Genomic DNA, 23,356 nt, shown 5'->3' with positions numbered 1-23,356 from the left:
GTTAATTTGGTTTATTTGACAACTCCATCCTGCCCCTCATTAAGAATATTCCTAACATAATAGGGCGAAGATCCTGGGTAATATAAAGCACAAGTAAGAATTGAGGGTAATATTGCCAATAACCTCATGAAAATAAATGTCTTTTTCCACTCCTCAAAAATCCGATATTTTCAGTTTTTGTAAATATTGACCCAGGCACGAAATTGATTGCCTGTCCGCGTGTTGACACTCCATAGGAAAAAACTTAAATTCAACGCCATGCAGAAATAATTAAAATTAAACCCGGCTTATCAAATATTGATAAGTAATGCGTGTCTTATTTAATGGCGATTTATTAAAGGAAGCGAATACGCCAGTTAACTTTGTAGGCCTGGCAAACAGTGAAGTTGTAAAAATGATTACTTCAAGGACTATGAGGTTAAAAACTATATGGAATATAAATGCTGTTCCGATAAGTACATTTGGTCTGCCCATGACTCCTACTTCTATAAAGGACTATCCGAACTCATTCTGGATATCGATGAATTAATTTATCTGTCGCAGGAGAAGATTAGAAAGGATTTTGTGTTTATCAATCTCAACACGGCTTCTTTAAATGAATTTATCAGGCGCGATAGCGAATGGCTATCCGCGGTAAAGGGGAAACAGGTCGTATTGATTGCGGCCAGGAAATCAGAAGCCTTAGCAAATTACTGGTATTACAATAGCAATATTCGCGGCGTGGTATATGTTGGCCTGAGTCGCGATATTCGAAAAGAACTGGCCTACGTAATTAATGGCAGATTTCTCCGCAAAGATATTAAGAAAGATAAAATTACTGACCGGGAAATGAAAATAATCCGCATGACCGCTCAGGGCATGCAGCCGAAATCGATCGCCAGAATTGAAAATTGTAGCGTGAAGACAGTATATACCCATCGGCGCAATGCTGAGGCCAAACTGTATTCCAAAATATATAAGTTAGTTCAGTAACACCCAGGCAATATTGTTTTTTAAATGGTTCACCGGGACATCATGTCCTTAATTCAACTCAGGATGAAAAAGCGATGAAAAAAAAGGTTCTGGCAATAGCTCTGGTAACAGCGTTTACCGGTATGGGTGTGGCGCAGGCTGCTGACGTAACGGCTCAGGCTGTTGCGACCTGGTCGGCGACCGCTAAAAAAGACACCACCAGCAAGCTGGTTGTGACCCCGCTCGGCAGCCTGGCATTCCAGTACGCCGAAGGCATTAAAGGCTTTAACTCGCAGAAAGGTCTGTTTGACGTGGCGATTGAGGGTGACGCAACGGCGACCGCCTTTAAGCTGACCTCGCGCCTTATCACCAACACCTTAACCCAGCTGGACACTTCCGGCTCCACGCTGAGCGTGGGTGTGGATTATAACGGCGCCGCGGTGGAAAAAACTGGAGATACCGTGATGATCGATACCGCTAACGGCGTGCTGGGCGGCAACCTCAGCGCGCTGGCTAATGGCTACAACGCCAGCGGCCGTACCACCGCGCAGGATGGTTTCACTTTCTCCATCATCAGCGGCACCACCAACGGCACCACCGCAGTGACCGATTACAGCACCCTGCCGGAAGGGATCTGGAGCGGCGACGTCAGCGTCCAGTTCGACGCCACCTGGACCAGCTGATCCTTCTGATGCACCAGCAGGGGGGCTCCCCCTGCTTTTTTCACGGACGGAATTGTTATGAAAAAGCACCTTCTGGCTCTCGGGCTGCTGCTTGTCGGGGTGTCGCCGGCGCAGGCGCTGGATGTCGGCGATATCTCATCTTTTATGAACAGCGGCAGCAGCACGCTGAGCAAAACAATCAAGAACAGCACAGACAGCGGTCGACTGATCAATATCCATCTCGAACGGCTCTCTTCCCCGCTGGATGGTGGGCAGGTTATCCCGATGGATAAACCGGATGAGGTGCTGCTTACCCCCGCCAGCCTGCTGCTACCCGCTCAGGCCAGCGATGTCATCCGTTTCTTCTACAAAGGCCCGGCGGATGACAAAGAGCGCTACTACCGTATTGTCTGGTTCGATCAGGCACTCAGCGATGCCCAGCGCGATAACGCCAACCGCAGCGCGGTAGCGACGGCGTCCGCTCGCATCGGCACCATCCTGGTGGTGGCGCCGCGTCAGGTGAATTACCGCTTTCAGTACGCCAACGGCTCTCTGACCAACACCGGGAATGCGACGCTGCGGATCCTCGCCTACGGCCCTTGCCTGAAGGCCGCCGACGGTAAGGAGTGTAAAGAGAATTACTACCTGATGCCGGGTAAATCGCGCCGTTTTACGCAGGTGGACACGGCGAATAAAAAAGGACGGGTTGCGCTTTGGCAGGGTGAGCAGTTTGTTCCCGTGAAATAGACAGTTGTGCAGATGGATAACGACGATGCCTCTACGACGGATTTCCCCAGGACTGAAAACGCAGCTTGCCTTCGGCATGATCTTTTTGTTCGTTCAGCCCGACGCCAGCGCTGCTGCCGTACGTGCCCAGCAGATTGGCGGGGTGATTATTCCGCAGGCCTTCAGCCGGGCGCTGCAGGACGGTATGAGCGTCCCGCTCTATATTCATCTTGCCGGCAGCCAGGACACCCGTGACGATCAGCGGATCGGCAGCGCCTTTATCTGGCTGGACGACGGCCAGCTGCGTGTCCGGCAGATCCAACTGGAGGAGAGCGAGGGGAACGCCAGCGTCAGCCAACAGACCCGACAGCAGCTGATCGGCCTGGCCAACGCCCCGTTCAGCGAGGCACTCACCATTCCCCTGACCGACAGCGCGCAGCTGGATCTCAGCCTGCGTCAGCTGCTGCTGCAGCTGGTGGTCAAACGCGAGGCGCTGGGCACCGTGCTGCGCTCGCGCAGCGAAGATATCGGTCAGTCCAGCGTGAACACCCTCAGCAGCAACCTGAGCTATAACCTCGGCGTCTATAACAACCAGATGCGCAATGGCGGGAGCAACACCTCCAGCTACCTGTCGCTGAACAACGTCACCGCGCTGCGAGAGCATCACGTGGTGCTCGACGGCTCGCTGTACGGGATCGGCAGCGGTCAGCAGGACAGTGAATTATATAAGGCCATGTATGAGCGCGATTTCGCCGGCCACCGCTTTGCCGGCGGGATGCTCGACACCTGGAACCTGCAGTCCCTGGGACCGATGACCGCTATTTCGGCCGGCAAGATTTACGGCCTTTCCTGGGGGAATCAGGCCAGCTCCACCGTCTTCGACAACAGTCAGTCGGCCACGCCGGTGATTGCCTTTTTACCGGCGGCGGGCGAGGTGCATCTCACCCGTGACGGCCGGTTGCTGAGCGTCCAGAACTTCGCCATGGGCAACCATGAAGTGGATACCCGCGGCCTGCCGTACGGTATTTACGACGTGGAAGTGGAGGTGATCGTTAATGGTCGGGTGGTCAGCAAACGCACCCAGCGGGTCAATAAGCTGTTCAGCCGGGGACGCGGCATCGGCGCGCCGCTGGCGTGGCAGGTATGGGGCGGCAGTTTCCATATGGATCGCTGGTCGGAAAGCGGCAAAAAGACCCGGCCGGCAAAAGAGAGCTGGCTGGCAGGCCTCTCGACCTCCGGGTCGCTCAGCACCCTGAGCTGGGCGGCAACGGGCTATGGCTACGACAACCAGGCGGTGGGGGAAACCCGCCTGACGCTGCCGCTGGGCGAGTCGATCAACGTTAACCTGCAGAATATGCTGGCCAGCGACAGTTCCTGGAGCAGCGTCGGCAGCATCAGCGCTACGCTGCCGGGAGGCTTCAGTTCAGTGTGGGTCAACCAGGAGAGAACCCGCATTGGCGATCAATTGCGGCGCAGCGATGCCGACAACCGGGCGATCGGCGGCACCCTCAACCTGAACGCGCTGTGGTCGAAGCTGGGGACGTTCAGCGTCAGCTACAACGATGACCGCCGCTACAACAGTCATTACTACACAGCGGATTACTATCAGACGGTCTACAGCGGCGCGTTTGGATCGCTCGGCCTGCGGGCGGGGATCCAGCGCTATAACAATGGCGACAGCAGCGCCAACACCGGGAAATATATCGCTCTCGATCTCTCGCTGCCGCTGGGCAACTGGTTCAGCGCCGGGATGACCCATCAGAACGGCTACACCATGGCTAACCTCTCAGCGCGCAAGCAGTTTGATGAAGGCACTATTCGCACCATCGGCGCCAATCTGTCGCGGGCCATCTCCGGCGATACCGGGGATGACAAAACCCTCAGCGGCGGAGCGTATGCCCAGTTCGACGCCCGCTACGCCAGCGGCACGCTGAACGTCAACAGTGCGGCGGACGGCTACGTCAACACTAACCTCACCGCCAGCGGCAGCGTCGGCTGGCAGGGCAAAAACATCGCCGCCAGCGGACGAACTGACGGTAACGCCGGAGTGATCTTCAACACCGGGCTGGAGGACGATGGTCAGATTAGCGCCAGGGTTAACGGGCGGATTTTCCCGCTCAGCGGCAAGCGTAACTACCTGCCGCTCTCTCCCTATGGCCGCTATGAGGTGGAGCTGCAGAACAGCAAAAACTCGCTCGATAGCTACGACATCGTCAGCGGGCGTAAGAGTCATCTGACCCTTTATCCGGGCAACGTCGCAGTGATTGAGCCAGAGGTGAAGCAGATGGTCACCGTCTCCGGTCGTATTCGTGCAGAAGACGGCACGCTGCTGGCGAATGCGCGGATTAACAACCATATCGGCCGTACCCGGACCGATGAAAACGGCGAGTTTGTCATGGACGTGGATAAGAAATACCCCACTATCGATTTCAGCTACGGCGGCAATAAAACCTGCGAAGTGGCGCTGGAGCTCAGCCAGGCACGCGGCGCCGTCTGGGTCGGGGATGTGGTCTGCAGCGGCCTCTCGTCGTGGGCGGCGGTGCAGCAGACAGGAGAAGAGAATGAAAGTTAATGCACTGATGGCGCTGGCGATCCTCGCGCTGCTTTGGCCGGCAGCCGCACTCAGGGCGGCGGTGACCAAGACCACCTGGTCGGATGCGCCGGCGCGCGAGTTTGTGTTTGTTGAAAACAACTCCGACGACAACTTTTTCGTCACCCCCGGCGGGGCGCTGGATCCGCGTATGACCGGCGCTAACCGCTGGACCGGCTTAAAATACACCGGCTCCGGCACCATTTATCAGCAGAGTCTCGGCTATATCGATAACGGCTACAACACCGGGCTCAATGCCAACTGGAAGTTTGATATGTGGCTGGAAAACTCGCCGGTTTCGCACCCCTTAACCGGCCTGCGCTGCATCAACTGGTACGCCGGGTGCGATATGGCCACCAGCCTGATCCTGCCGCAAACCACCGACGCCAGCGGGTTTTATGGCGCGACGGTGACCAGCGGCGGCGCGAAGTGGATGCACGGCATGATGTCGGACGCGTTTTATCAATATCTGCAGCAGATGCCGGTCGGCGGCAGCTTTACGATGACCATCAATGCCTGTCAGACCTCGGTGAACTACGATGCCAGCAGCGGTGCGCGCTGTAAGGATCAGGCCTCCGGTAACTGGTATGTGCGCAACGTCACCCACACCAAAGCCGCGAACCTGCGGTTGATTAATACCCACTCGCTGGCGGAGGTGTTTATCAACAGCGACGGCGTGCCGACCCTGGGAGAAGGGAACGCCGACTGCCAGACGCAGACCATCGGCAGCCGCGCAGGATTAAGCTGTAAGATGGTCAACTATACCTTGCAGACCAACGGCTTAAGCAACACCTCGATCCATATTTTCCCGGCGATCGCCAACTCGTCGCTGGCCTCGGCCGTCGGGGCGTACGATATGCAGTTCAGCCTCAACGGCAGCTCCTGGAAGCCGGTGAGCAATACCGCTTATTACTACACTTTCAACGAAATGAAGAGCTCAGACTCGATCTATGTTTTCTTCTCCAGCAACTTCTTTAAGCAGATGGTGAACCTCGGGATCAGCGATATCAACACCAAGGATCTGTTCAACTTTCGCTTTCAGAACACCACCTCGCCGGAGTCAGGCTGGTATGAGTTTTCCACCTCCAACACGCTGATTATCAAGCCCCGTGATTTCAGCATCAGCATTATCTCGGACGAATATACCTCGGCGCCGTCGCGCGAGGGATATGTCGGCAGCGGCGAACCAGCGCTCGATTTCGGCTACATCGTCACCACCAGCGGTAAAACGGCCGCCGATGAAGTGCTGATCAAGGTGACCGGACCGGCGCAGGTGATTGGCGGGCGTTCCTACTGTCTCTTCAGCTCTGATGACGGTACGGCGAAAGTGCCGTTCCCGGCGACGCTCTCTTTTATCACCCGCAGCGGCACGACGCAGACCTACGATGCCGGGTGCGATGACAGCTGGCGGGATATGACCGATGCGCTGTGGCTGACCACGCCATGGACCGATATCTCCGGCGAAGTGGGGCAGATGGATAAGACCACGGTGAAATTTTCGATTCCGATGGATAACGCCATTTCGCTGCGGACGGTAGACGATAACGGCTGGTTTGGCGAAGTCAGCGCTTCAGGAGAGATTCATGTCCAGGCGACGTGGCGCAACATTAACTAAGGCCCTGCTGACGGTGGGCTGCCTGCTGGCAGCGCCGCTGGCGCAGGCGATCTCGGTCGGCAACCTGACCTTTTCCCTGCCGGCCGAAGCGGATTTCGCCAGTAAACGGGTGGTCAACAACAATAAAAGCGCGCGGCTGTACCGCATCGCCGTCAGCGCCATCGATCGTCCGGGCGGCAGCGAAGTCCGCTCCCGGCCGGTGGATGGCGAACTGCTGTTCGCCCCTCGCCAGCTGGTGCTGCAGGCAGGTGAGAGCGAGTATTTTAAATTTTACTATCATGGCCCGCGGGATAACCGCGAGCGCTACTATCGGGTCTCGTTTCGCGAAATCCCCACCCGCAACCTGACGAGGCGCAGCCCGACCGGCGGCGAGGTCAGCATGGAGCCGGTGGTGGTGATGGATACCATTCTGGTGGTGCGCCCACGCGAGGTGCAGTTTAAATGGTCTTTCGATAAGGTGGCCGGGACGGTGAGCAACACCGGCAATACCTGGTTCAAGCTGCTGATTAAACCCGGATGCGATTCGACCGAAGAGGAGGGGGACGCGTGGTATCTGCGTCCTGGCGACGTGGTTCGCCAGCCGGCATTGCGCCAGCCGGGGAACCACTATCTGGTTTATAACGACAAATTTATTAAGATCAGCGATACCTGCCCGGTGAAGCCCCGTCCCGCGGAGTGAGCCTTATCCGGCGGTCGCGCGGCGGGTAAAACGCCGGCTGGCCAGCAGGCTCAGACCGCAGCACAGCAGGTAGTACACCGCGCCGGTGAAAACGAAGATCGCCAGGGGATAGATTTGCACCCGGTTGTTGACCTGACCGGCCACGGTGGTCAGCTCCGGGACGTTGACGATAAACGCCAGCGACGTGTCTTTCAGCAGGCCGATAAAGATCCCCACCAGCGAGGGCTGAACATTGCGCAGCGCCTGCGGGAGCAGCACCAGGCGCAGCGTTTGCCCGGGGGCGAACCCCTGGGTCAGCGCCGCCTCATACTGTCCTTTCGGCAGCGACTGCAGCCCGGCCAGCACCGAGTGCATCACCGATGCGGCGGTAAACCACGCCAGCGCCAGGGTCACGGTCACCGCGCCGGGCAGATCGCCGCCGGTCAGCATCGGCAACAGATACCACAGCCAGAAGATGACAAATATCAGCGGGATGCCGCGAATAATTTCCGCCCACAGAAACAGCAGACGCCGCACCAGCCCCCCGTAGCGCCAGGCCAGGCCCGCCAGCGCAATGCCTCCCGGCAGCGCCAGCAGGGTGGCGCCGATGGCCATCAGCAGGGTCAGCGCCACGCCGCCGGGCTGGCCCTCCGCCAGTCGGCCCCACAGCAGGTAATCGAGGTTATCGGCGATCACCGCCAGATTAGCGTTCATGTTGGGCGCTCCGTTGCAGTTTTCTTCCCGGGCCGAGACGCGTTAGCGCCACGCCCATCGCCACCCCCAGCGCCAGGTACAGCGCGGTACCGACGGCAAACGCCTCCAGGGCGTGCGCGTTATAGCTCTCAATCTGTCGTACCTGATAGGTCAGTTCCGCAAAGCCGATGCCGCTGGCCAGCGATGAGAGTTTCATCAGGTTAAGATACTGGCCGACAATCGGCTGCCAGGCGTTGGCCAGCCCCTGCGGCATGAGGATAAAGCGCAGCTCCTGCCACGGCGTAAAGCCCTGCGACAGCGCGGCTTCCCGCTGCCCGTGGCTGACGGCGCGCAGTCCGGAGGCGATCTCTTCCACCAGAAAGGCGGAGGTAAAGACCCCCAGCCCCCACATTGAGCAGAGGAACTCCGGCGTCAGCCACCAGACGTTACCCGGCAAAATGGACCAGGCGTGTTCGTCGTTCACCACCTCCTTCACCGCCAGCGGCAGCAGGTTCCAGGCGGCAAAGTACCAGAACAGCAGCTGGACCAGCAGCGGAGTGTTGCGAAACAACGAGACCCACGCGGCCACCAGTCCGCGCCCCGCGCGGCCGCCGCCGAGGCGCAGGGCCAGCAGCAGGACCGCCAGCAGGGTGGCGAGCAGGATCCCGGCGACGCTGACCCAGACGGTGGTGAGAAAACCAGAGATAATCCATTGCAACGGCTGCCCGCTCAGGACGCCGTGCCAGTCAAGCATCGGCGTCACTCGAGGCTCTCCTGGTGCAGTGGATCCAGCACCTTCTGCAGAAAACGCCGTGCGCGGGCATGCTGCGGATGGGCGAAAAACTCAGCCGGCGGGGCGACCTCGAGAATGTCGCCGCCGTCGATAAACACCACCCGGTCGGCAATTTCGCGGGCAAACTGCATCTCATGGGTCACCACCAGCATGGTGATCCCGCTGTGGGCGAGGGTTTTCATCACCTGCAGCACTTCGCCGATCATCTCCGGGTCGAGCGCCGAGGTGGGCTCATCGAACAGGATAATCTGCGGCGAGGAGGCCAGGGCGCGGGCGATCGCCACTCGCTGCTGCTGGCCGCCGGAGAGCTGCGCCGGCATCTGCTGCGCTTTTTCTTCCAGTCCGACCTGGCGCAGCAGCGCCAGCGCCCGCTCCTGAGCCGCGCTTTTCCCCCAGCCGTGAACGCGCTCCAGCGCCAGCGTGATGTTCTCCTGCGCCGTCAGGTGGGCGTAAAGGTTGAACTGCTGGAAAACAAAGCCGACGCGGCTGCGCAGCTGGCGCAAGGCGCTGCCGCTCAGCCGGCTGGTCGGTTTATCGTCGATCAGGATCTCGCCGCCGCTTAAGGATTCGAGCTGGTTGATCAAGCGGATCAGCGTCGATTTTCCCGAACCGGAAGGGCCGAGGATCGCCACCACTTCGCCGGGCTCGACCTGCAGGTTGATGGCGTTTAGCACCTGATGATCGCCGTAGCGCTTGGCCACATCACGGAACGTAATGCTGGCGCGCTGCAGACGTGAAAAATCCGCGGCCGGGGCCGCGGAGTGGGAGAGTAAACCCGAGAACATATTATTTCGCTTCTATGGTAAAGGCGCGCGGCTGCGGCGTTTTAGTGGCAGGGCCAAACCAGACATCATAGATTTTCGCGGCTTCGCCGGTTTTCTCCAGCTTCACCAGCTCATCGTTAACGGCTTTCAACAGGGCCGGTTCGCCTTTCTTCACGCCCACGCCAATCTCTTCTTTGCTGAGCAGGTCGGGCAGAATTTTAAACTTGGCTTTATCCGGCGCTTCCGCCAGCAGACCGGCGAGGATGGTGCTGTCCTGGGTGATGGCCTGGACGTTGCCGTTGCGCAGGGCGGTCAGGGCCAGCGGAATATCGTCATAGGAGAGGACGCGAGCCTGCGGGAAACGCTGGTGCAGGGCCTGTTCGCCGGTGGTGCCTTTCACCGCGCCGATGCGCGCTTTGCTGTACTCATCAAGCTTATCCGGAGAACCGGCCGGCACGAGGAACTGCTGGCCGGTGACGAAATACGGCGTTGAGAAATCAATAACCTGGGCCCGCTCCGGGGTGATGGTAATGTCGGCGACGATCAGGTCGGCTTTGCCGGACTGCAGCAGCGGAATACGGTTGGCCGGGTTGGTGGCCACCAGCTCGAGTTTGACGCCGAGCGCTTTCGCCAGCGCCTGGGCAAAGTCGACATCATAGCCGACGATATGGTGGGTTTTGGCATCCACGGAGCCGAACGGCGGGTTGGCGTCGAAGGTGGCGACTTTCACGACGCCGGCGGCTTTGATGTCAGCCAGCTGGTCTGCCTGTGCCTGAGACGCGAGCAGCAGCATACCCAGCGCCAGTGCAATTTTTGTGGTTTTATTGCGCATGTTTTTTCCCCTGAATCCCTGTTTTGTTTTGTGGACATCACGCTCCCACAAATTCCCCGTCGGCGGCAAAGAAGAAAAAATTCTTATCTATAACGAAAAAGAACTTAACAAACCTGTGGGTATTCTTTATGCGCCGCTGGCGTTTTACCGGCGCGGCAACGATTGCCGGGTGGTTCCCTCTCCCTCAGGGAGAGGGTTAGGGTGAGGGGATAGGAGCGGGCGTAATATGCGCCAGCCAGGATTGCAAATTCGGAATTAATATTTCCCGCGCCCGGCCAACTGTGGTTGAAATAGACCCAGGCGATTCGCTTCCCGACAGAGGAGAAAATGAAAGTGGCATTGTGGCAACGATTAACGGGCTGGCTGGCTTTTTTGTCCAACGGTGAAGCCGGACAGCAGGATACCCAGCGCGTCATGGAGGCGATACTGCCGGTGGCCAGCCTCTACGGCGTGGACATTGGCAACGTGGAAACCCGGTGGTTCCGTCATGATAAGACATACTGAGCGACGCAGGACGCGAGAAGCCTACTGGAACGAGGTGTGCTTTGTGTAGCAAGAGACTGCCTGAGGTTGCGGCAACACAGGATGCGCCGCCGCAGCCCAGGCAGTTTTGACCACGCTTATCCCCCCAGATACATCCGCTTAATTTCCGGGTTAGTCAGCATCTCCCGCGCCGCGCCTGACAAGGTGATCCGGCCATTCTCCAGGACATACGCCCGATCGGCGATAGCCAGCGCGGCCGTCGCATTCTGCTCCACCAGCAGCACCGTCATATTCTCTTCGCGCAGTTGCTTAATGATGCCGAACAGCTCGCCGACAATTTTCGGCGCCAGCCCGAGGCTCGGTTCATCCAGCATCAATAACACCGGCTCGCTCATCAGCGCCCGGGCGATGGCCAGCATCTGCTGCTCGCCGCCGCTCATGGTGCCCGCCATCTGATGGCGCCGCTCCTTGAGCCGAGGAAAGAGGGCGTACATGCGATCGCGCAGGCGGGTGTAGCCGGCGAGATTATTGTAAGCGCCCATGCGCAGGTTCTCTTCGATGGTCAGGTTGGTAAAGACCCGACGTCCCTCCGGCACCAGCGCCAGCCCGCGGCGTACAATCTGGTGGGTCTGGCTGCGTGAGATATCGTCGTTGAGGAAGCTGACGCGCCCGCTGGAGCGCACCAGGTTGACGATCCCGTTGAGGGTGGAGGTTTTACCGGCGCCATTGCTGCCGATCAGGGTGACGATCTCCCGGTCATAGACGTCGATATCAACACCTTTCAACCCCTGGATCACGCCGTAAAAGACCTTCAGTTCCCGGGCGTTAAGCATAATTGGCTTCTCCCAGATAAGCGGAAATGACGTCAGGATGCTGGATCGCCTCGGCCATCAGGCCGCTGAACAGTGGCTTACCATACTCCAGCACCATCACCCGCTCGCACAGGCGATTGACGAAGGGCATATCGTGCTCAATCAGCAGGACGCTGAGCTGATAGTCAAGTCGCATGCGGAAGATAAGCTCCGCCAGGTCCTCGGTTTCCTTCGGGTTCATCCCGGCGGCCGGCTCATCGAGCAGCAGCAGCTTCGGCGCGGTGGCCAGCGCGCGGGCGATCTCCACTTTGCGCTGGTTGCCATAGCTTAGGTTTGTGGCTTGCATATGGGCGAAGTGGGCGATGCCGATGTCCTCCAGGATGGCCATGGCTTTGGCCTTCGCCGCCCGCTCGGCCGGAAAGTAGCGGCCAATATGCAGAGCTGCCTCCAGCAGCGAGTAGTGGCTGGCGCGGTCGAGCCCGACCATCACGTTCTCCAGCACCGTCATGGAGTTAAACAGACGGATATTCTGGAAGGTACGGGCGATCCCGGCGTTCACCACCTGGTTGGGCTTCAGCCCCTTCAGCGACGTACCCGCCAGGGTGACGTTGCCGCTGGTGGGTTTATAGTTGGCGGTGATGACGTTAAACAGGGTGGTCTTGCCCGCACCGTTAGGGCCGATAAGGCCAAAGATCTCCGCTTCATCAACATGGAAGCTGACGTTGTCGATGGCCCGCAGGCCGCCAAACTGCATGGTGACGTCCTGCACCTGCAGGATAACGTTATTTTCCGCCATAGCTGCTGTTCCTTCTTCCCATCTGCCAAATCTCTTTTTTCCCCAGCAGCCCTTCGCGGGCGAAGAGCATGATGATCAGCAACAGCAGGGAGAAAACCACCATTCGCAGGCCCGGATAGGCGCCGAGATCGTGACCGAAGAACTGTAGCGGCTGGTCGAGGAAGCGCAGCCATTCGCCGCTGCCGACCACCAGTACGGTGCCGAGCAGGGCGCCGGTGGTGCTGCCGAGCCCGCCGAGGACGATAATAATCAGCAGCTGGAAGGTGAGCATAAAGTCGAACAGCCCCGGGGAAATAGTGGTCAGCAGCGAAGCCAGCAGACCGCCGCCGATCCCTTCGAAGAAGGCGCTGGTGGCGAAGGCGCAGGTTTTGATGCGGAAGGTGTTGACCCCCATGGCGATCGCCGCATCTTCATCGTCGCGAATGGCCTTCATCATCCGGCCATACTTCGACCACACCAGCTGAAGGATCATGCCGGTGGCCAGCAGGGCGAACAGCCCGCACCAGAACAGGAGATGCGGCTGCTGCGGAATATCGTTCAGCCCGATGGCGCCGTTGGTGATTTGCGGATTGTTAATAGCGAGGATCTTGATGATAAACCCAAAGCCGAGGGTGACAATGGCCAGGTAGTCGCCACGCACCCGGAAGACCGGCACGGCGAGGCACACCGCCAGCGCCGCCGCGCACAGGCCGCTTATCAGCAGGGCAGGGAGGAAGCCTGCGTGCAGGCTGAGGATCCACGGGCTGGGGGCGGCCATTTCAAACATGTCTACCTTGCTGTCGCTGGAGAGGATCAGCAGGGCGGTGACGTAGGCGCCCACCGCCACGAAGCCGTTCGGCTCCAGCGACAGCTGGCCGGTCACGCCGTTGATCAGGTTGTAGCTGACCGCAAGGATCATAAAGATAAAAATGGTGCTGATGACACGAACAATGTAGTCATTGAAAACCACGTTGATTCCGGCCAGCAGCGCGATACAGATGACAATAATGGCCAGGTTGCGCAGCTGCGCCCCGGCGGTCGTCGTCGCGTTGAGCATCAGAAACGGCTCCTTTCCAGACGTTCGTCGCCCATAATGCCGACCGGGCGGAACAAGAGGACCAGAATCAAGAACAGGAAGGCGAAAGCATCTTTATAGCCGCCCAGTTCGGGGAAGATCGCCACGGCGACCACTTCGGTAAAACCGAGGATAAAGCCGCCCAGCACCGCGCCGGTGACGCTGCCGATCCCGCCCAGCACGGCGGCGGCGAAGGCCTTCAGGCCGATAAGCACGCCCATCAGGGGATCGATAGTGGGGTAGCTGATGGAGTAGAACACGCCGCCGAGGGCCGCGAGACTACTGCCGAGGGCGAAGACCAGGGAGATGATCCGGTTGGCGTCAATGCCCATCAGGCGCACGGTGTTGACGTCAAAGGCCACCGCGCGGATCGCCATCCCATAACGGGTGCGGTACAGCAGCCAGAGGATCGCCAGCAGCAGCAGGACGGTGATCAGCGGCACAATCCACGCCACGTTGGTAATGATGACGCTGCCGAAGGCGCGGGTCTGGTTGAAAAAGTCAGGGGCGGAGAAGAAGCGTGAGCTGCCGCCGAACAGCACGTTAAACAGGTTTTCGAGGAAGAAGCTGACGCCGATGGCGGTGATCAGCATGGAGATTTTCGAGGCCTGACGCAGCGGACGATAGGCGACCCGGTCAATCAGCATACCAAACAGGCCGCACAGCCCGAGGGTCAGGAAAACGGCTACCCCGAAGGGTAGCCCAACTGAAGAAAATAAAAACAGCGTACTAAACGCGCCGACCATCATCACGTCCGCATGGGCGAAGTTGATCAGCCGTAGCACGCCATAAACCATCGTATAACCGATGGCAATCAGGGCGTACATGCCCCCAAGACTCATTCCATTGACCACTTGCTGGAGAAAAATGGCGCCGTCCATTTTGTAGCCTCGTCACAACTTAAGGGTTAACCACGGTACGAAACGCCAGCTTGCCATCTTTCACTTCGTTGATGACCGCGCTGCGAATGGCATCGCCGTTCTGTAACGTCAGCGTGCCGGTCACGCCCTGGAAATCTTTGGTGGCGCGGATTTTTTCATTCACGCAGACCCGATCGTGGGGATCGCTGCACTGGTTCATGGCGTTGACGATGACGTTATAGGCGTCCGCCGCCATTGCGCCCCAGGTATGGGTCGGCTGCTGGTATTTGGCTTCCCAGGCTTTGATGAAGGTTTCCCCGGCCGGGGTCTGCTCTTTGGCGTTCGGCGAGTAATAATCGGTGGTCATATAGCCGTTGACCGCGTCTTTACCGACATCGAAGAAGACCTGATCCGCGGCCAGACCGTCGCCGCCCACCACCGGTTTGTTGAGCCCCAGTTGTTTAGACTGCACGGCAATCAGCGCCCCTTCGGTGTAGTAGATCGGCATGTAAATCATGTCGACATTCTTCGCCTTGACGCTCGCCAGCTGGGCTTTAAAGTCCTTGCTGCCGCCCGGGGCCTGTACCTCGATGGGAATGGTGCCGCCGTTTTTCAGGAACTGGGTGCGGAACGCTTTCGCCAGGCCGACGGAGTAGTCGTTGCTGCTGTCAAACACGATGGCGGCGGTTTTGGCTTTCAGATCGCGGGAGGCCAGATTGGCCCCGACCACCCCCTGGAAGCTGTCCGAGAAACAGACCCGGCTGACGTACGGATGGTTACGGGTGACGCGGTCGTTGGTGGCGGTGGAGGAGACCAGCGGCGTTTTGCTGTCGTCGGCGATCTTGGTCATCGCCAGGGTGTTGGAGGAGGTGACTTCCCCGATCACGGCATCCACTTTATCACTGGAGACCAGGCGCTGCATGGCGTTAGCCGCTTCGACTTTGTCGCTTTTATCATCGATAACGATAAGCTTGATGGTATCGCCATTTTTTAACGTCGGGGTGATGGCCTGAATAATGTCCAGCCCTTTCTGCGACGGCTGGCCATAGCCGCTGAGGGCGCCGCTCAGGGGTAATACCACCCCGATTTTAATTTCCGCTGCCTGCGCGCTGCTGGCGCCGACCAGCGCGGCAACCAGCGTGGCCATTAAAGACGCTTTCCCGGAAAACGATTTCATTGGTATTTCTCCGTCGGTCGATTATTTATCTTTAACCATCAATGACTGCATAACATTGAGGAATAATTCGCCAGCGTGTCCGGCGAATTATTGGCTGTTATGTTGAATAGATAACGAGATATATACCCTAAATAATTCGAGTCGCATGAAGGCGGCAAGTGAGCGAGTCCCCAGGCGCTTACAGAAGTCAGTGACTGGGGGGAGAGAACGCAGCCAACGCACATGCAACTTGAAGTATGACGGGTATTTTTAATGCGCTGATTTACCTTACAACGTCCGTTTCGTTTTTACTCATGCAATATTCTTATTACCTGCTGGGAGAGGCATAAGGCTGATGACAACACGGTTTTTGGTACGGTGAACGCATTTTGCCGGGTGGCGACTGGCGCCTTACCCGGCCTGAAAAATCCACCATATAAACCGGTTGAACGGTTTGCGCAGGCCCGCGCAAGCGAAGCGCCGTCGGGCAATTTCAGCGCGCACCCGAATATAATATTCAGGTGCGCCGGTAGTATTAAAATTTATTCTGCTGCTGGTGTTACTTATTATTTTAAAGGGGTCAACGGTTTTATTTTTCCATGCAGCGCCGGATTATCACTTTCATCTTTTAACTGCACGCCGGTGACGCGGCGTAAAAAAGCCTGCTCCAGCAGCCAGGCCAGTTTAAAGGCGGCGGCGTCATGGCTTAATCCCTCCGGACGAATATTGGAGATACAGTTGCGCTCAGATTCCAGACGCTGACGATGGGGCTGCCAGGTAAGGTAAACGCCGAGGCTGTCCGGCGAAGAGAGACCCGGTCGTTCGCCAATCAGGATCGCCACCGCGCGGGCTTTCAGGGTTTCGCCAATATCATCCCCCAGCGCCACCCGCGACTGATGCGCCAGCACTACCGGCGCCAGGCCGATACCCAGCGTTTGCAGATAGGGCAGCAGGGCGCGGATCAATGGCACCGCCTGGCGCTCTACCGCCCAGGAAGAGAGGCCATCGCCGATCACCAGCAGCAGATCGGCGGGGCGGACGCCGCTGGCGGCGAGGTCGGCGCGGCTTTCGTCGGCGAGCTGCCGCCCGAGATCCGGACGCCGAAGATAGGTGTGACGGTCCGGCGCGGCGCTGTGCACCGTCAGAGCGTCGAGGCCGAGCGCCGCCAGCGGCGCCACCAGCTGCTGGCTGGCGAACGGCTGATGAATGGCGTCCCGCGCTCTGGCATGGGCCAGACCAAAGTTAAGGACTTCGCGGGTCGGCAGGCTGGCGCCGCTGCGGCCCAGGGCGATCCGCGCATCGGTAAATTCACGCAGCGGGTTCCAGGCATCGGGACGGTTCATACGGAGGCTCCTTGCGGCAGGACGGACAGCAGCGGATGGCGGGCGTCGGTGAGCCGCAGCGCGCCGTGCGGATCGATAATCTGCATCTTCGCCAGCCAGTCGGCGAACTCCGGGGCATGCTTTAAGCCCAGCAGGCGACGGGCGTACAGCGCGTCATGGAACGAGGTGCTCTGGTAATTGAGCATGATATCGTCCGCTCCGGGCACACCGATCAGGAAGGTGAGCCCGGCGGTGCACAGCAAGGTCAGCAGGGTGTCCATATCATCCTGATCCGCTTCCGCGTGGTTGGTATAGCAGACGTCGCAGCCGATCGGCAGGCCCATCAGCTTGCCGCAGAAGTGATCTTCCAGCCCGGCGCGAATAATCTGCTTGCCGTCGTAGAGATACTCCGGACCGATAAAGCCGACCACGGTATTGACCAGTAGCGGTTCAAAGTGACGGGCGACGGCGTAGGCCCGCGCCTCACAGGTCTGTTGATCGACGCCGTGGTGGGCGTTGGCCGACAGGCAGCTTCCCTGGCCGGTCTCAAAATACATCACATTGTTGCCGAGGGTACCGCGCCTGAGGCTGAGGGCCGCCTCGCGGGCCTCCTGCAGCATGGCAAGATTGATGCCGAAGCCGCTGTTGGCCGCTTCGGTTCCCGCCACCGACTGAAACACCAGATCCACCGGCGCGCCGCGCTCAATCAGCTGCAGCGTATTGGTGACATGGGTCAGAATGCAGGATTGGGTGGGAATGGCGAAGCGCTGAATAATATCATCCAGCATGACGTTCAGCTGCGCCAGCACCGGTAAGCTGTCGCTGGCCGGGTTGATGCCGATCACCGCGTCCCCGGCGCCGTACAGCAGCCCGTCGAGCATACTGGCGGCGATGCCTTTCAGGTCGTCGGTAGGATGGTTGGGCTGCAGGCGTACGCTGAGGTGGCCGGGCAGGCCGATGGTGTTGCGAAAGCGCGTCACCACCTGGCATTTGCTGGCGGCAAGGATCAGATCCTGATTGCGCATCAGCTTACTGACCGCCGCCGCCATCTCTGGGGTGATGGCGCGGGCGACCCGCTGCAGCGTGGCGGTATCGGTAGCATCATCCAGCAGCCAGTCGCGAAAATCGCCGACCGTCAGGTGACGCAGGGCAGCAAAGCCCTGCGCATCATGGGTGTCGAGGATCAGGCGAGTCACTTCGTCCTGCTCGTAAGGGATAAGCGGGTTGTCGAGAATGTCGGTCAGCGGCACCTCGGCGAGGGCCATTTTCGCCGCCATCCGCTCTTCGGCTGAGGTGGCGATAACCCCTGCGAGGGCGTCGCCGGAGCGGGCTGGCGACGCTTTCGCCATCAACGTTTTCAGACTATCAAAGCGCCATACCTGGCCCGATAGCGTGGTTTTATACATGCCGCCTCCTCAGGAGACCGTGCGCAGTTGAGGATCCACTGGCGCCCGTTCACGGGCCGCTGCGGTTTTGCGGAACCACAGGTAGCCGCCGAGCATCATCGCCGCGAAAATCAGCGCCAGCAGCAGGTTATACCAGACCATCGCCACCAGGCAGAGCACCGCCATGCCGAGGGCAAAGGCCGGCGCCAGCGGGTAGAGCGGGGCGCGGAATGGGCGGATCAGCTTCGGCTCGCTACGGCGCAGTTTGAACAGCGCCGCCATGGAAGTGATATACATAACAATAGCCCCAAATACCGACATAGTGACGATACAGGCGGTCAGCGGCATGCCGCTGATGGTGATCAGCGAGTCGGAGAAGATCGCGGCGATACCGACCACGCCGCCGGCGAGGATCGCCAGATGCGGGGTGCGGGTGCGGCGGTTGAGGGTCGCCAGCCCGGCGGGCAGATAGCCGGCGCGGGCGAGGGAGTAGATCTGCCGCGAATAGCCCATAATGATGCCGTGGAAGGAGGCGACGAGGCCAAACAGCCCCAGCCACACCAGCATATGCAGCCAGCCGCTGCCATTGCCCACCACCGTCTTCATCGCCTGGGGCAGCGGATCGTTAATATTGGACAGCGCGCGCCAGTCGCCGACGCCGCCGGCGAAGACCATCACGCCGATCGCCAGCACCGTCAGCGTCAGAATGCCGCCGCCCAGGGCGCGCGGAATGGTGCGCTGCGGATCTTTGGCCTCTTCGGCCGCCATGGAGGCCCCCTCAATGGCGAGGAAGAACCAGATGGCGAACGGAATGGCGGCGAACATCCCCGGCAGCGCCAGGCCGCTGAAGCTTTCCGCGCCCGCCCAGCCGTTAGTGGTGAAGTGGCTCCAGGAGAAGCCGGGCGCGACCACGCCCATAAACACCAGCAGCTCGAAGATGGCCAGCAGGGTGACGATCAGCTCGAAGGTGGCGGCAATGCCGACGCCGAGAATATTGAGCGTCATAAAGATCACGTAAGCGCCGCAGGCGACCCATTTCGGATCCAGCGCCGGAAACTGCACGTTGAGGTAGGCGCCGATGGCCATGGCGATGGCCGGCGGGGCGAAGACGAATTCAATCAGGGTGGCAAAACCGGCGATAAAACCGCCGGTGGGCCCGAAGGCGCGGTAGGCATAGGCGAAAGGGCCGCCAGCGTGCGGGATGGCGGTGGTCAGCTCGGTAAAGCTGAAAATAAAGGCGCAGTACATCGCGGCGACCGCCAGGGCGACGACCATAAATCCCATCGTGCCCGCCTGTGACCAGCCGTAGCTCCAGCCGAAGTACTCCCCGGATATCACCAGTCCGACGGCGATCCCCCATAAACGAAAACTGCCGAGCGTTCTTTTTAAGGTGGTGGTTTGCTCTGTCATACGTGTTGCCTCGCCAGATAGAAAGGTTCTGAACGACAGGCTGCAAAGAGAGTGCCAGAACGTTGTCTGTCGCGATGAGGCGTCAGCGCGTGGCGCGCCCGCTGGCGCTGCGCAAAAATGGGGCAGGCTGCACGCTGTCGGCGCGTGCCCTGGTGCAGCGGCTTTGCTTTTTCCGCGGCGGCACGGTATAACACTTCTTCTTTTGGATGTTTAGATGTCTATACGTTTATACGCATCATGACCCGGGCAAGCGGGCTGGCGTGAGAAAATAAAATGCAAAGCACAACACAACAACAAGGTGGGCAACTGAAGCGCACCATGAAAACGCGCCATTTGATCATGCTGTCGCTCGGCGGCGTGATTGGCACCGGCTTATTTTTTAATACCGGCTATATCATCTCCACCACCGGCGCGGCCGGGACGCTGCTGGCGTATCTGATTGGCGCCCTGGTGGTCTGGCTGGTGATGCAGTGCCTCGGTGAATTGTCGGTGGCGATGCCGGAGACCGGCGCCTTCCACGTTTACGCGGCGCGCTATCTTGGCCCGGCGACGGGCTATACCGTGGCGTGGCTCTACTGGCTAACGTGGACGGTGGCGCTGGGTTCGAGCTTCACCGCGGCGGGTTTCTGCATGCAGTACTGGTTCCCGCAGGTGCCGGTCTGGATCTGGTGCGTGGTGTTCTGCGCGGTGATCTTCGGCCTTAATATCATTTCGACGCGCTTCTTCGCGGAAGGCGAGTTCTGGTTCTCGCTGGTGAAAGTGATCACCATCATCGCGTTTATTATTCTCGGCGGCGCGGCCATTTTCGGCATCATTCCGATGCAGGATGGCTCGCCGGCGCCGGGCCTGCACAATATCACCGCCGAAGGCTGGTTCCCGCACGGCGGCCTGCCGATCCTGATGACCATGGTGGCGGTGAACTTCGCCTTCTCCGGGACGGAGCTTATCGGCATTGCCGCCGGAGAGACGGAAAACCCGCATAAGGTTATTCCGGTCGCCATCCGCACCACCATTGCCCGGCTGATTATTTTCTTTATCGGCACCGTGTTCGTGCTGGCGGCGCTGATCCCAATGCAGCAGGCGGGGGTGGAGAAAAGCCCCTTCGTGCTGGTGTTTGAAAAGGTGGGCATCCCTTACGCGGCGGATATTTTCAACTTTGTGATCCTGACGGCGATCCTGTCGGCGGCTAACTCCGGCCTGTACGCTTCCGGGCGGATGCTGTGGTCGCTGTCGAACGAGAAGACGCTGCCGGCCTGCTTTGCCAAAGTCAATAAACGGGGCGTGCCGGTGACCGCGCTGTCGGTGAGTATGCTGGGCGGCGTGCTGGCGCTGTTCTCCAGCGTGGTGGCGCCCGATACGGTGTTTGTGGCGCTGTCGGCGATCTCCGGTTTTGCGGTAGTGGCGGTGTGGTTGAGCATCTGCGCCTCGCACTTTATGTTCCGCCGCCGCCATCTGCAGCAGGGTAAGGCGCTGAGCGATCTGCAGTATCGCGCTCCCTGGTATCCGGTGGTGCCCGTTCTGGGGTTTGTGCTGTGCCTGGTGGCCTGCGTGGGCCTCGCCTTTGACCCGAGCCAGAGAATTGCGCTGTGGTGCGGGATCCCCTTTGTGGCCCTGTGCTATGGTGCCTGGTATCTCACTCGTTCACGGAATATGACTCAGGAGTCCCAACATGTCGCAGACTAACCCGTTCACTGCTCTGCTTGCCGCCCAGCCTTATGTCCTGCTGGACGGCGCCATGGCCACCGAGCTGGAGGCCCGCGGCTGCGATCTGGCCGACAGCCTGTGGTCGGCGAAAGTGCTGCTGGAGAACCCGCAGCTGATCCGCGATGTGCATCTCGACTACTTTCGCGCCGGGGCGCAGGTGGCGATCACCGCCAGCTATCAGGCCACCCCGGCGGGCTTTGCCGCGCGCGGGCTGGATGATGCGCAGTCCCGGGCGCTGATCGGCAAAAGCGTCGAACTGGCGCGCAAAGCGCGCGAGGCGTACCTCGCCGAGAACCCGCAGGCCGGCACGCTGCTGGTGGCCGGTTCGGTAGGGCCGTATGGCGCGTTTCTCGCCGACGGCTCGGAGTATCGCGGCGATTATCAGCGCAGCGCGGCAGAGTTCCAGGATTTCCACCGCCCGCGCGTCGAAGCCCTTCTGGATGCGGGCGCCGACCTGCTGGCCTGTGAAACCCTGCCGTCATTTGCTGAGATCCAGGCGCTGACGGCCCTGCTGCAGGACTATCCCCGTGCCCGCGCCTGGTACTCTTTCACGCTGCGCGACGCCGAACATCTCAGCGATGGGACGCCGTTACGCGAGGTGATGGCTGCCCTGGCGGATAACCCGCAGGTGGTGGCGGTGGGCATCAACTGTATCGCCCTGGAAAATACGCCCGCGGCGCTGGCGCATCTGCACAGCCTGACGGCCCTGCCGCTGGTGGTCTATCCTAACTCTGGCGAACATTATGATGCGGTGAGCAAGACCTGGCACCATCATGGCGAAGCCTGCGCCACCCTGGCGGATTATCTGCCGCAGTGGCTGGCGGCCGGGGCGAAGCTGATTGGCGGCTGCTGCCGCACCACGCCGAAGGACATCGCCGCGCTTAACGCGAAGCGCTGAGTTTTGTACCGGGTGGCGCTGCGCTTACCCGGCCTACATATTGCGCGATCCGTCGCCGCCACCCGGCGGCAACCCTCTGCCACTCACCAACCGCTCAAAAACAACTATCCTTTCCCGCTTTTGTTCTAAAAACGATTCGCTATTAGCCAGAATTTTTAATTACTTCATCTCCCTCCTGATGCCGGAAATACTGCACCTATAACAACTCAGGGGAAGCAGACATTATGGCATTCACATCGCGAATTACTCTTCTGGCGGCGCTGGCTGTCGCCGCCTTCCAGGCGCAGGCGGTCAACGTGACCGTGGCGTATCAAACCTCCGCTGAGCCGGCGAAAGTCGCCCAGGCGGACAACACCTTCGCCAAAACCAGCGGCGCGACCGTCGACTGGCGGAAATTCGACAGCGGCGCCAGCGTGGTGCGTGCCCTGGCCTCCGGCGATGTGCAGATCGGCAATATCGGCTCCAGCCCGCTGGCGGTGGCCGCCAGTCAGCAGGTGCCGATTGAAGTGTTCCTGCTCGCTTCAAAGCTCGGCAACTCCGAAGCGCTGGTGGTGAAAAAAAGCATTACCAAACCGGAAGATCTGATCGGCAAGCGCATCGCCGTGCCGTTTATCTCCACCACCCACTACAGCCTGTTGTCGGCGCTCAAACACTGGGGCATCAAGCCGGGCCAGGTGCAGATTATTAACCTGCAGCCGCCGGCGATTATCGCCGCCTGGCAGCGCGGGGATATCGATGGCGCTTACGTCTGGGCGCCAGCGGTTAACGAACTGGAAAAAGAGGGCAAGGTGCTGACCGATTCCGCGCAGGTTGGGGAGTGGGGCGCGCCGACCCTCGACGTTTGGGTGGTCCGTAAGGACTTCGCCGAGCAGCATCCGGAGATCGTCAAAGCCTTTGCTAAAAGCGCCATCGACGCCCAGCAGCCCTACATCGCCAACCCGGAAACATGGCTGAAACAGCCGGACAACATCAGCAAGCTGGCGCGCCTGAGCGGCGTGCCGGAAGCCGATGTCCCCGGGCTGGTGAAGGGGAACACCTACCTGACCGCCGCTGAGCAGGCGCAGGCGCTGAATGGTCCGGTCAATCAGGCCATCGTCGATACCGCGCGCTTCCTGAAAGAGCAGGGCAAAGTGCCCGCGGCGGGAACCGATTATCGTCAGTACGTCACTGACCGTTTCGTGAAGTAAAGGAG

The 23,356-nt window shown here is 59.7% G+C and carries 24 protein-coding genes; 12 read left to right on the top strand and 12 right to left on the bottom strand.

The window, feature by feature from the left end; genetic code table 11:
* Positions 1 to 429 precede the first annotated feature (429 nt).
* The 6 genes from ecpR to R0140_RS21790 all read left to right on the top strand — a co-directional run bounded on the left by ecpR (position 430) and on the right by R0140_RS21790 (position 7,223).
* Positions 430 to 972, top strand: coding sequence for an ECP biosynthesis operon DNA-binding transcriptional regulator EcpR (gene ecpR, locus R0140_RS21815; protein ID WP_008805314.1), 543 nt, complete (start codon positions 430 to 432; stop codon positions 970 to 972).
* 74 nt (positions 973 to 1,046) lie between these two features.
* The gene (gene ecpA, locus R0140_RS21810) at positions 1,047 to 1,634 is read left to right on the top strand and encodes a common pilus major fimbrillin subunit EcpA (RefSeq protein WP_023297107.1); all 588 of its coding nucleotides are present in this window, start codon (positions 1,047 to 1,049) and stop codon (positions 1,632 to 1,634) included.
* A gap of 57 nt (positions 1,635 to 1,691) precedes the next feature.
* Positions 1,692 to 2,360 (top strand): fimbrial chaperone EcpB, encoded by a 669-nt coding sequence (locus tag R0140_RS21805; RefSeq protein WP_008805316.1) that lies wholly within the window; start codon positions 1,692 to 1,694, stop codon positions 2,358 to 2,360.
* Positions 2,361 to 2,385: 25 nt separating this feature from the next.
* Entirely contained in the window at positions 2,386 to 4,911 is a 2,526-nt protein-coding gene (gene ecpC, locus R0140_RS21800; protein ID WP_012542736.1) for a fimbrial usher EcpC, read from the top strand.
* Positions 4,901 to 6,544, top strand: coding sequence for a fimbrial adhesin EcpD (gene ecpD / locus R0140_RS21795; protein WP_012968862.1), 1,644 nt, complete (start codon positions 4,901 to 4,903; stop codon positions 6,542 to 6,544). The genes ecpC and ecpD overlap by 11 nt, the downstream gene beginning before the upstream one ends.
* The gene (locus tag R0140_RS21790) at positions 6,513 to 7,223 is read left to right on the top strand and encodes a fimbria/pilus periplasmic chaperone (RefSeq protein WP_032732575.1); all 711 of its coding nucleotides are present in this window, start codon (positions 6,513 to 6,515) and stop codon (positions 7,221 to 7,223) included. The genes ecpD and R0140_RS21790 overlap by 32 nt, the downstream gene beginning before the upstream one ends.
* Before the next feature lie 3 nt (positions 7,224 to 7,226).
* Here the strand turns inward: R0140_RS21790 and R0140_RS21785 are convergent, their stop codons facing one another.
* From R0140_RS21785 to R0140_RS21770, 4 genes are read right to left on the bottom strand one after another with little or no spacing between them, the layout of a single operon-like run.
* Positions 7,227 to 7,916, bottom strand: coding sequence for an amino acid ABC transporter permease (locus tag R0140_RS21785; protein ID WP_008805320.1), 690 nt, complete (start codon positions 7,914 to 7,916; stop codon positions 7,227 to 7,229).
* Positions 7,906 to 8,658, bottom strand: coding sequence for an amino acid ABC transporter permease (locus tag R0140_RS21780; protein ID WP_049162151.1), 753 nt, complete (start codon positions 8,656 to 8,658; stop codon positions 7,906 to 7,908). The genes R0140_RS21785 and R0140_RS21780 overlap by 11 nt, the downstream gene beginning before the upstream one ends.
* Positions 8,655 to 9,473, bottom strand: coding sequence for an amino acid ABC transporter ATP-binding protein (locus tag R0140_RS21775; RefSeq protein WP_008805322.1), 819 nt, complete (start codon positions 9,471 to 9,473; stop codon positions 8,655 to 8,657). The genes R0140_RS21780 and R0140_RS21775 overlap by 4 nt, the downstream gene beginning before the upstream one ends.
* Position 9,474: 1 nt before the next feature.
* Entirely contained in the window at positions 9,475 to 10,284 is an 810-nt protein-coding gene (locus R0140_RS21770) for an ABC transporter substrate-binding protein (protein WP_002890106.1), read from the bottom strand.
* A gap of 327 nt (positions 10,285 to 10,611) precedes the next feature.
* Between R0140_RS21770 and R0140_RS21765 the strand changes: the two genes are divergently transcribed.
* The gene (locus R0140_RS21765) at positions 10,612 to 10,788 is read left to right on the top strand and encodes a hypothetical protein (RefSeq protein WP_012542732.1); all 177 of its coding nucleotides are present in this window, start codon (positions 10,612 to 10,614) and stop codon (positions 10,786 to 10,788) included.
* A 116-nt stretch (positions 10,789 to 10,904) separates the two neighbouring features.
* On the opposite strand, the gene R0140_RS21760 is transcribed toward R0140_RS21765, so the two are convergent.
* From R0140_RS21760 to R0140_RS21740, 5 genes are read right to left on the bottom strand one after another with little or no spacing between them, the layout of a single operon-like run.
* Entirely contained in the window at positions 10,905 to 11,600 is a 696-nt protein-coding gene (locus tag R0140_RS21760; RefSeq protein WP_004204908.1) for an ABC transporter ATP-binding protein, read from the bottom strand.
* On the bottom strand, positions 11,593 to 12,375 hold the full coding sequence (locus tag R0140_RS21755) for an ABC transporter ATP-binding protein (RefSeq protein WP_317703893.1): 783 nt from the start codon (positions 12,373 to 12,375) through the stop codon (positions 11,593 to 11,595). The genes R0140_RS21760 and R0140_RS21755 overlap by 8 nt, the downstream gene beginning before the upstream one ends.
* Entirely contained in the window at positions 12,362 to 13,411 is a 1,050-nt protein-coding gene (locus R0140_RS21750; protein ID WP_008805324.1) for a branched-chain amino acid ABC transporter permease, read from the bottom strand. The genes R0140_RS21755 and R0140_RS21750 overlap by 14 nt, the downstream gene beginning before the upstream one ends.
* Positions 13,411 to 14,310, bottom strand: a complete 900-nt coding sequence (locus R0140_RS21745) for a branched-chain amino acid ABC transporter permease (protein WP_002890128.1) — start codon at positions 14,308 to 14,310, stop codon at positions 13,411 to 13,413. The genes R0140_RS21750 and R0140_RS21745 overlap by 1 nt, the downstream gene beginning before the upstream one ends.
* A gap of 19 nt (positions 14,311 to 14,329) precedes the next feature.
* Positions 14,330 to 15,436 (bottom strand): ABC transporter substrate-binding protein, encoded by a 1,107-nt coding sequence (locus tag R0140_RS21740; RefSeq protein ID WP_004147267.1) that lies wholly within the window; start codon positions 15,434 to 15,436, stop codon positions 14,330 to 14,332.
* Here R0140_RS21740 and R0140_RS21735 point away from each other — a divergent pair.
* Positions 15,429 to 15,572: a hypothetical protein gene (locus tag R0140_RS21735; RefSeq protein WP_046620417.1), complete on the top strand. Its 144-nt coding sequence runs from the start codon at positions 15,429 to 15,431 to the stop codon at positions 15,570 to 15,572. The two genes, R0140_RS21740 and R0140_RS21735, sit on opposite strands and share 8 nt — an antisense overlap.
* A 439-nt stretch (positions 15,573 to 16,011) precedes the next feature.
* Here the strand turns inward: R0140_RS21735 and eutC are convergent, their stop codons facing one another.
* Genes eutC through eat form a run of 3 tightly spaced genes read right to left on the bottom strand, consistent with a single transcriptional unit; the run spans position 16,012 to position 19,562 of the window.
* Positions 16,012 to 16,788, bottom strand: a complete 777-nt coding sequence (gene eutC / locus R0140_RS21730) for an ethanolamine ammonia-lyase subunit EutC (RefSeq protein WP_064166043.1) — start codon at positions 16,786 to 16,788, stop codon at positions 16,012 to 16,014.
* Positions 16,785 to 18,173 carry an ethanolamine ammonia-lyase subunit EutB gene (locus R0140_RS21725; protein WP_044612961.1) on the bottom strand — a complete coding sequence of 463 codons (1,389 nt, stop codon included), beginning with the start codon at positions 18,171 to 18,173 and terminating at the stop codon, positions 16,785 to 16,787. Before R0140_RS21725 ends, eutC begins: the two co-directional genes overlap by 4 nt.
* A 9-nt stretch (positions 18,174 to 18,182) precedes the next feature.
* Entirely contained in the window at positions 18,183 to 19,562 is a 1,380-nt protein-coding gene (gene eat / locus R0140_RS21720; protein ID WP_008805328.1) for an ethanolamine permease, read from the bottom strand.
* 62 nt (positions 19,563 to 19,624) lie between these two features.
* On the opposite strand from eat, the gene R0140_RS21715 reads away from it, so the two are divergent.
* From R0140_RS21715 to tauA, 4 genes are all read left to right on the top strand, one after another.
* Positions 19,625 to 19,753, top strand: coding sequence for a hypothetical protein (locus tag R0140_RS21715; RefSeq protein WP_162494421.1), 129 nt, complete (start codon positions 19,625 to 19,627; stop codon positions 19,751 to 19,753).
* Between the two features lie 82 nt (positions 19,754 to 19,835).
* A complete protein-coding gene (gene mmuP / locus R0140_RS21710; protein WP_008805329.1) occupies positions 19,836 to 21,245 on the top strand; it encodes an S-methylmethionine permease in 1,410 nt (469 codons plus the stop codon).
* Complete coding sequence (gene mmuM / locus R0140_RS21705; RefSeq protein ID WP_008805330.1) at positions 21,232 to 22,164, top strand: homocysteine S-methyltransferase; 933 nt, start codon at positions 21,232 to 21,234, stop codon at positions 22,162 to 22,164. The genes mmuP and mmuM overlap by 14 nt, the downstream gene beginning before the upstream one ends.
* Before the next feature lie 224 nt (positions 22,165 to 22,388).
* On the top strand, positions 22,389 to 23,351 hold the full coding sequence (tauA, locus tag R0140_RS21700; protein ID WP_008805331.1) for a taurine ABC transporter substrate-binding protein: 963 nt from the start codon (positions 22,389 to 22,391) through the stop codon (positions 23,349 to 23,351).
* Positions 23,352 to 23,356: the final 5 nt, after the last annotated feature.

Origin of the sequence: Klebsiella sp. w6, assembly GCF_033100215.1 — a bacterium.
GTDB classification, from domain to species: domain Bacteria; phylum Pseudomonadota; class Gammaproteobacteria; order Enterobacterales; family Enterobacteriaceae; genus Klebsiella; species Klebsiella variicola.
Note: the sequence above shows the minus strand (reverse complement) of the source record. Positions and strands in the feature narration are given on the sequence as shown.

Excerpts from the sequence above, each read along its gene's own strand:
- ecpR (WP_008805314.1), top strand. The coding sequence starts at position 430 with ATGGAATATAAATGCTGTTCCGATAAGTACATTTGGTCTGCCCATGAC.
- ecpA (WP_023297107.1), top strand. The coding sequence starts at position 1,047 with ATGAAAAAAAAGGTTCTGGCAATAGCTCTGGTAACAGCGTTTACCGGT.
- R0140_RS21805 (WP_008805316.1), top strand. The coding sequence starts at position 1,692 with ATGAAAAAGCACCTTCTGGCTCTCGGGCTGCTGCTTGTCGGGGTGTCG.
- ecpC (WP_012542736.1), top strand. The coding sequence starts at position 2,386 with ATGCCTCTACGACGGATTTCCCCAGGACTGAAAACGCAGCTTGCCTTC.
- ecpD (WP_012968862.1), top strand. The coding sequence starts at position 4,901 with ATGAAAGTTAATGCACTGATGGCGCTGGCGATCCTCGCGCTGCTTTGG.
- R0140_RS21790 (WP_032732575.1), top strand. The coding sequence starts at position 6,513 with ATGTCCAGGCGACGTGGCGCAACATTAACTAAGGCCCTGCTGACGGTG.
- R0140_RS21785 (WP_008805320.1), bottom strand. The coding sequence starts at position 7,916 with ATGAACGCTAATCTGGCGGTGATCGCCGATAACCTCGATTACCTGCTG.
- R0140_RS21775 (WP_008805322.1), bottom strand. The coding sequence starts at position 9,473 with ATGTTCTCGGGTTTACTCTCCCACTCCGCGGCCCCGGCCGCGGATTTT.
- R0140_RS21770 (WP_002890106.1), bottom strand. The coding sequence starts at position 10,284 with ATGCGCAATAAAACCACAAAAATTGCACTGGCGCTGGGTATGCTGCTG.
- R0140_RS21765 (WP_012542732.1), top strand. The coding sequence starts at position 10,612 with ATGAAAGTGGCATTGTGGCAACGATTAACGGGCTGGCTGGCTTTTTTG.
- R0140_RS21760 (WP_004204908.1), bottom strand. The coding sequence starts at position 11,600 with ATGCTTAACGCCCGGGAACTGAAGGTCTTTTACGGCGTGATCCAGGGG.
- R0140_RS21755 (WP_317703893.1), bottom strand. The coding sequence starts at position 12,375 with ATGGCGGAAAATAACGTTATCCTGCAGGTGCAGGACGTCACCATGCAG.
- R0140_RS21750 (WP_008805324.1), bottom strand. The coding sequence starts at position 13,411 with ATGCTCAACGCGACGACGACCGCCGGGGCGCAGCTGCGCAACCTGGCC.
- R0140_RS21745 (WP_002890128.1), bottom strand. The coding sequence starts at position 14,310 with ATGGACGGCGCCATTTTTCTCCAGCAAGTGGTCAATGGAATGAGTCTT.
- R0140_RS21740 (WP_004147267.1), bottom strand. The coding sequence starts at position 15,436 with ATGGCCACGCTGGTTGCCGCGCTGGTCGGCGCCAGCAGCGCGCAGGCA.
- eutC (WP_064166043.1), bottom strand. The coding sequence starts at position 16,788 with ATGAACCGTCCCGATGCCTGGAACCCGCTGCGTGAATTTACCGATGCG.
- R0140_RS21725 (WP_044612961.1), bottom strand. The coding sequence starts at position 18,173 with ATGTATAAAACCACGCTATCGGGCCAGGTATGGCGCTTTGATAGTCTG.
- eat (WP_008805328.1), bottom strand. The coding sequence starts at position 19,562 with ATGACAGAGCAAACCACCACCTTAAAAAGAACGCTCGGCAGTTTTCGT.
- mmuP (WP_008805329.1), top strand. The coding sequence starts at position 19,836 with ATGCAAAGCACAACACAACAACAAGGTGGGCAACTGAAGCGCACCATG.
- mmuM (WP_008805330.1), top strand. The coding sequence starts at position 21,232 with ATGTCGCAGACTAACCCGTTCACTGCTCTGCTTGCCGCCCAGCCTTAT.
- tauA (WP_008805331.1), top strand. The coding sequence starts at position 22,389 with ATGGCATTCACATCGCGAATTACTCTTCTGGCGGCGCTGGCTGTCGCC.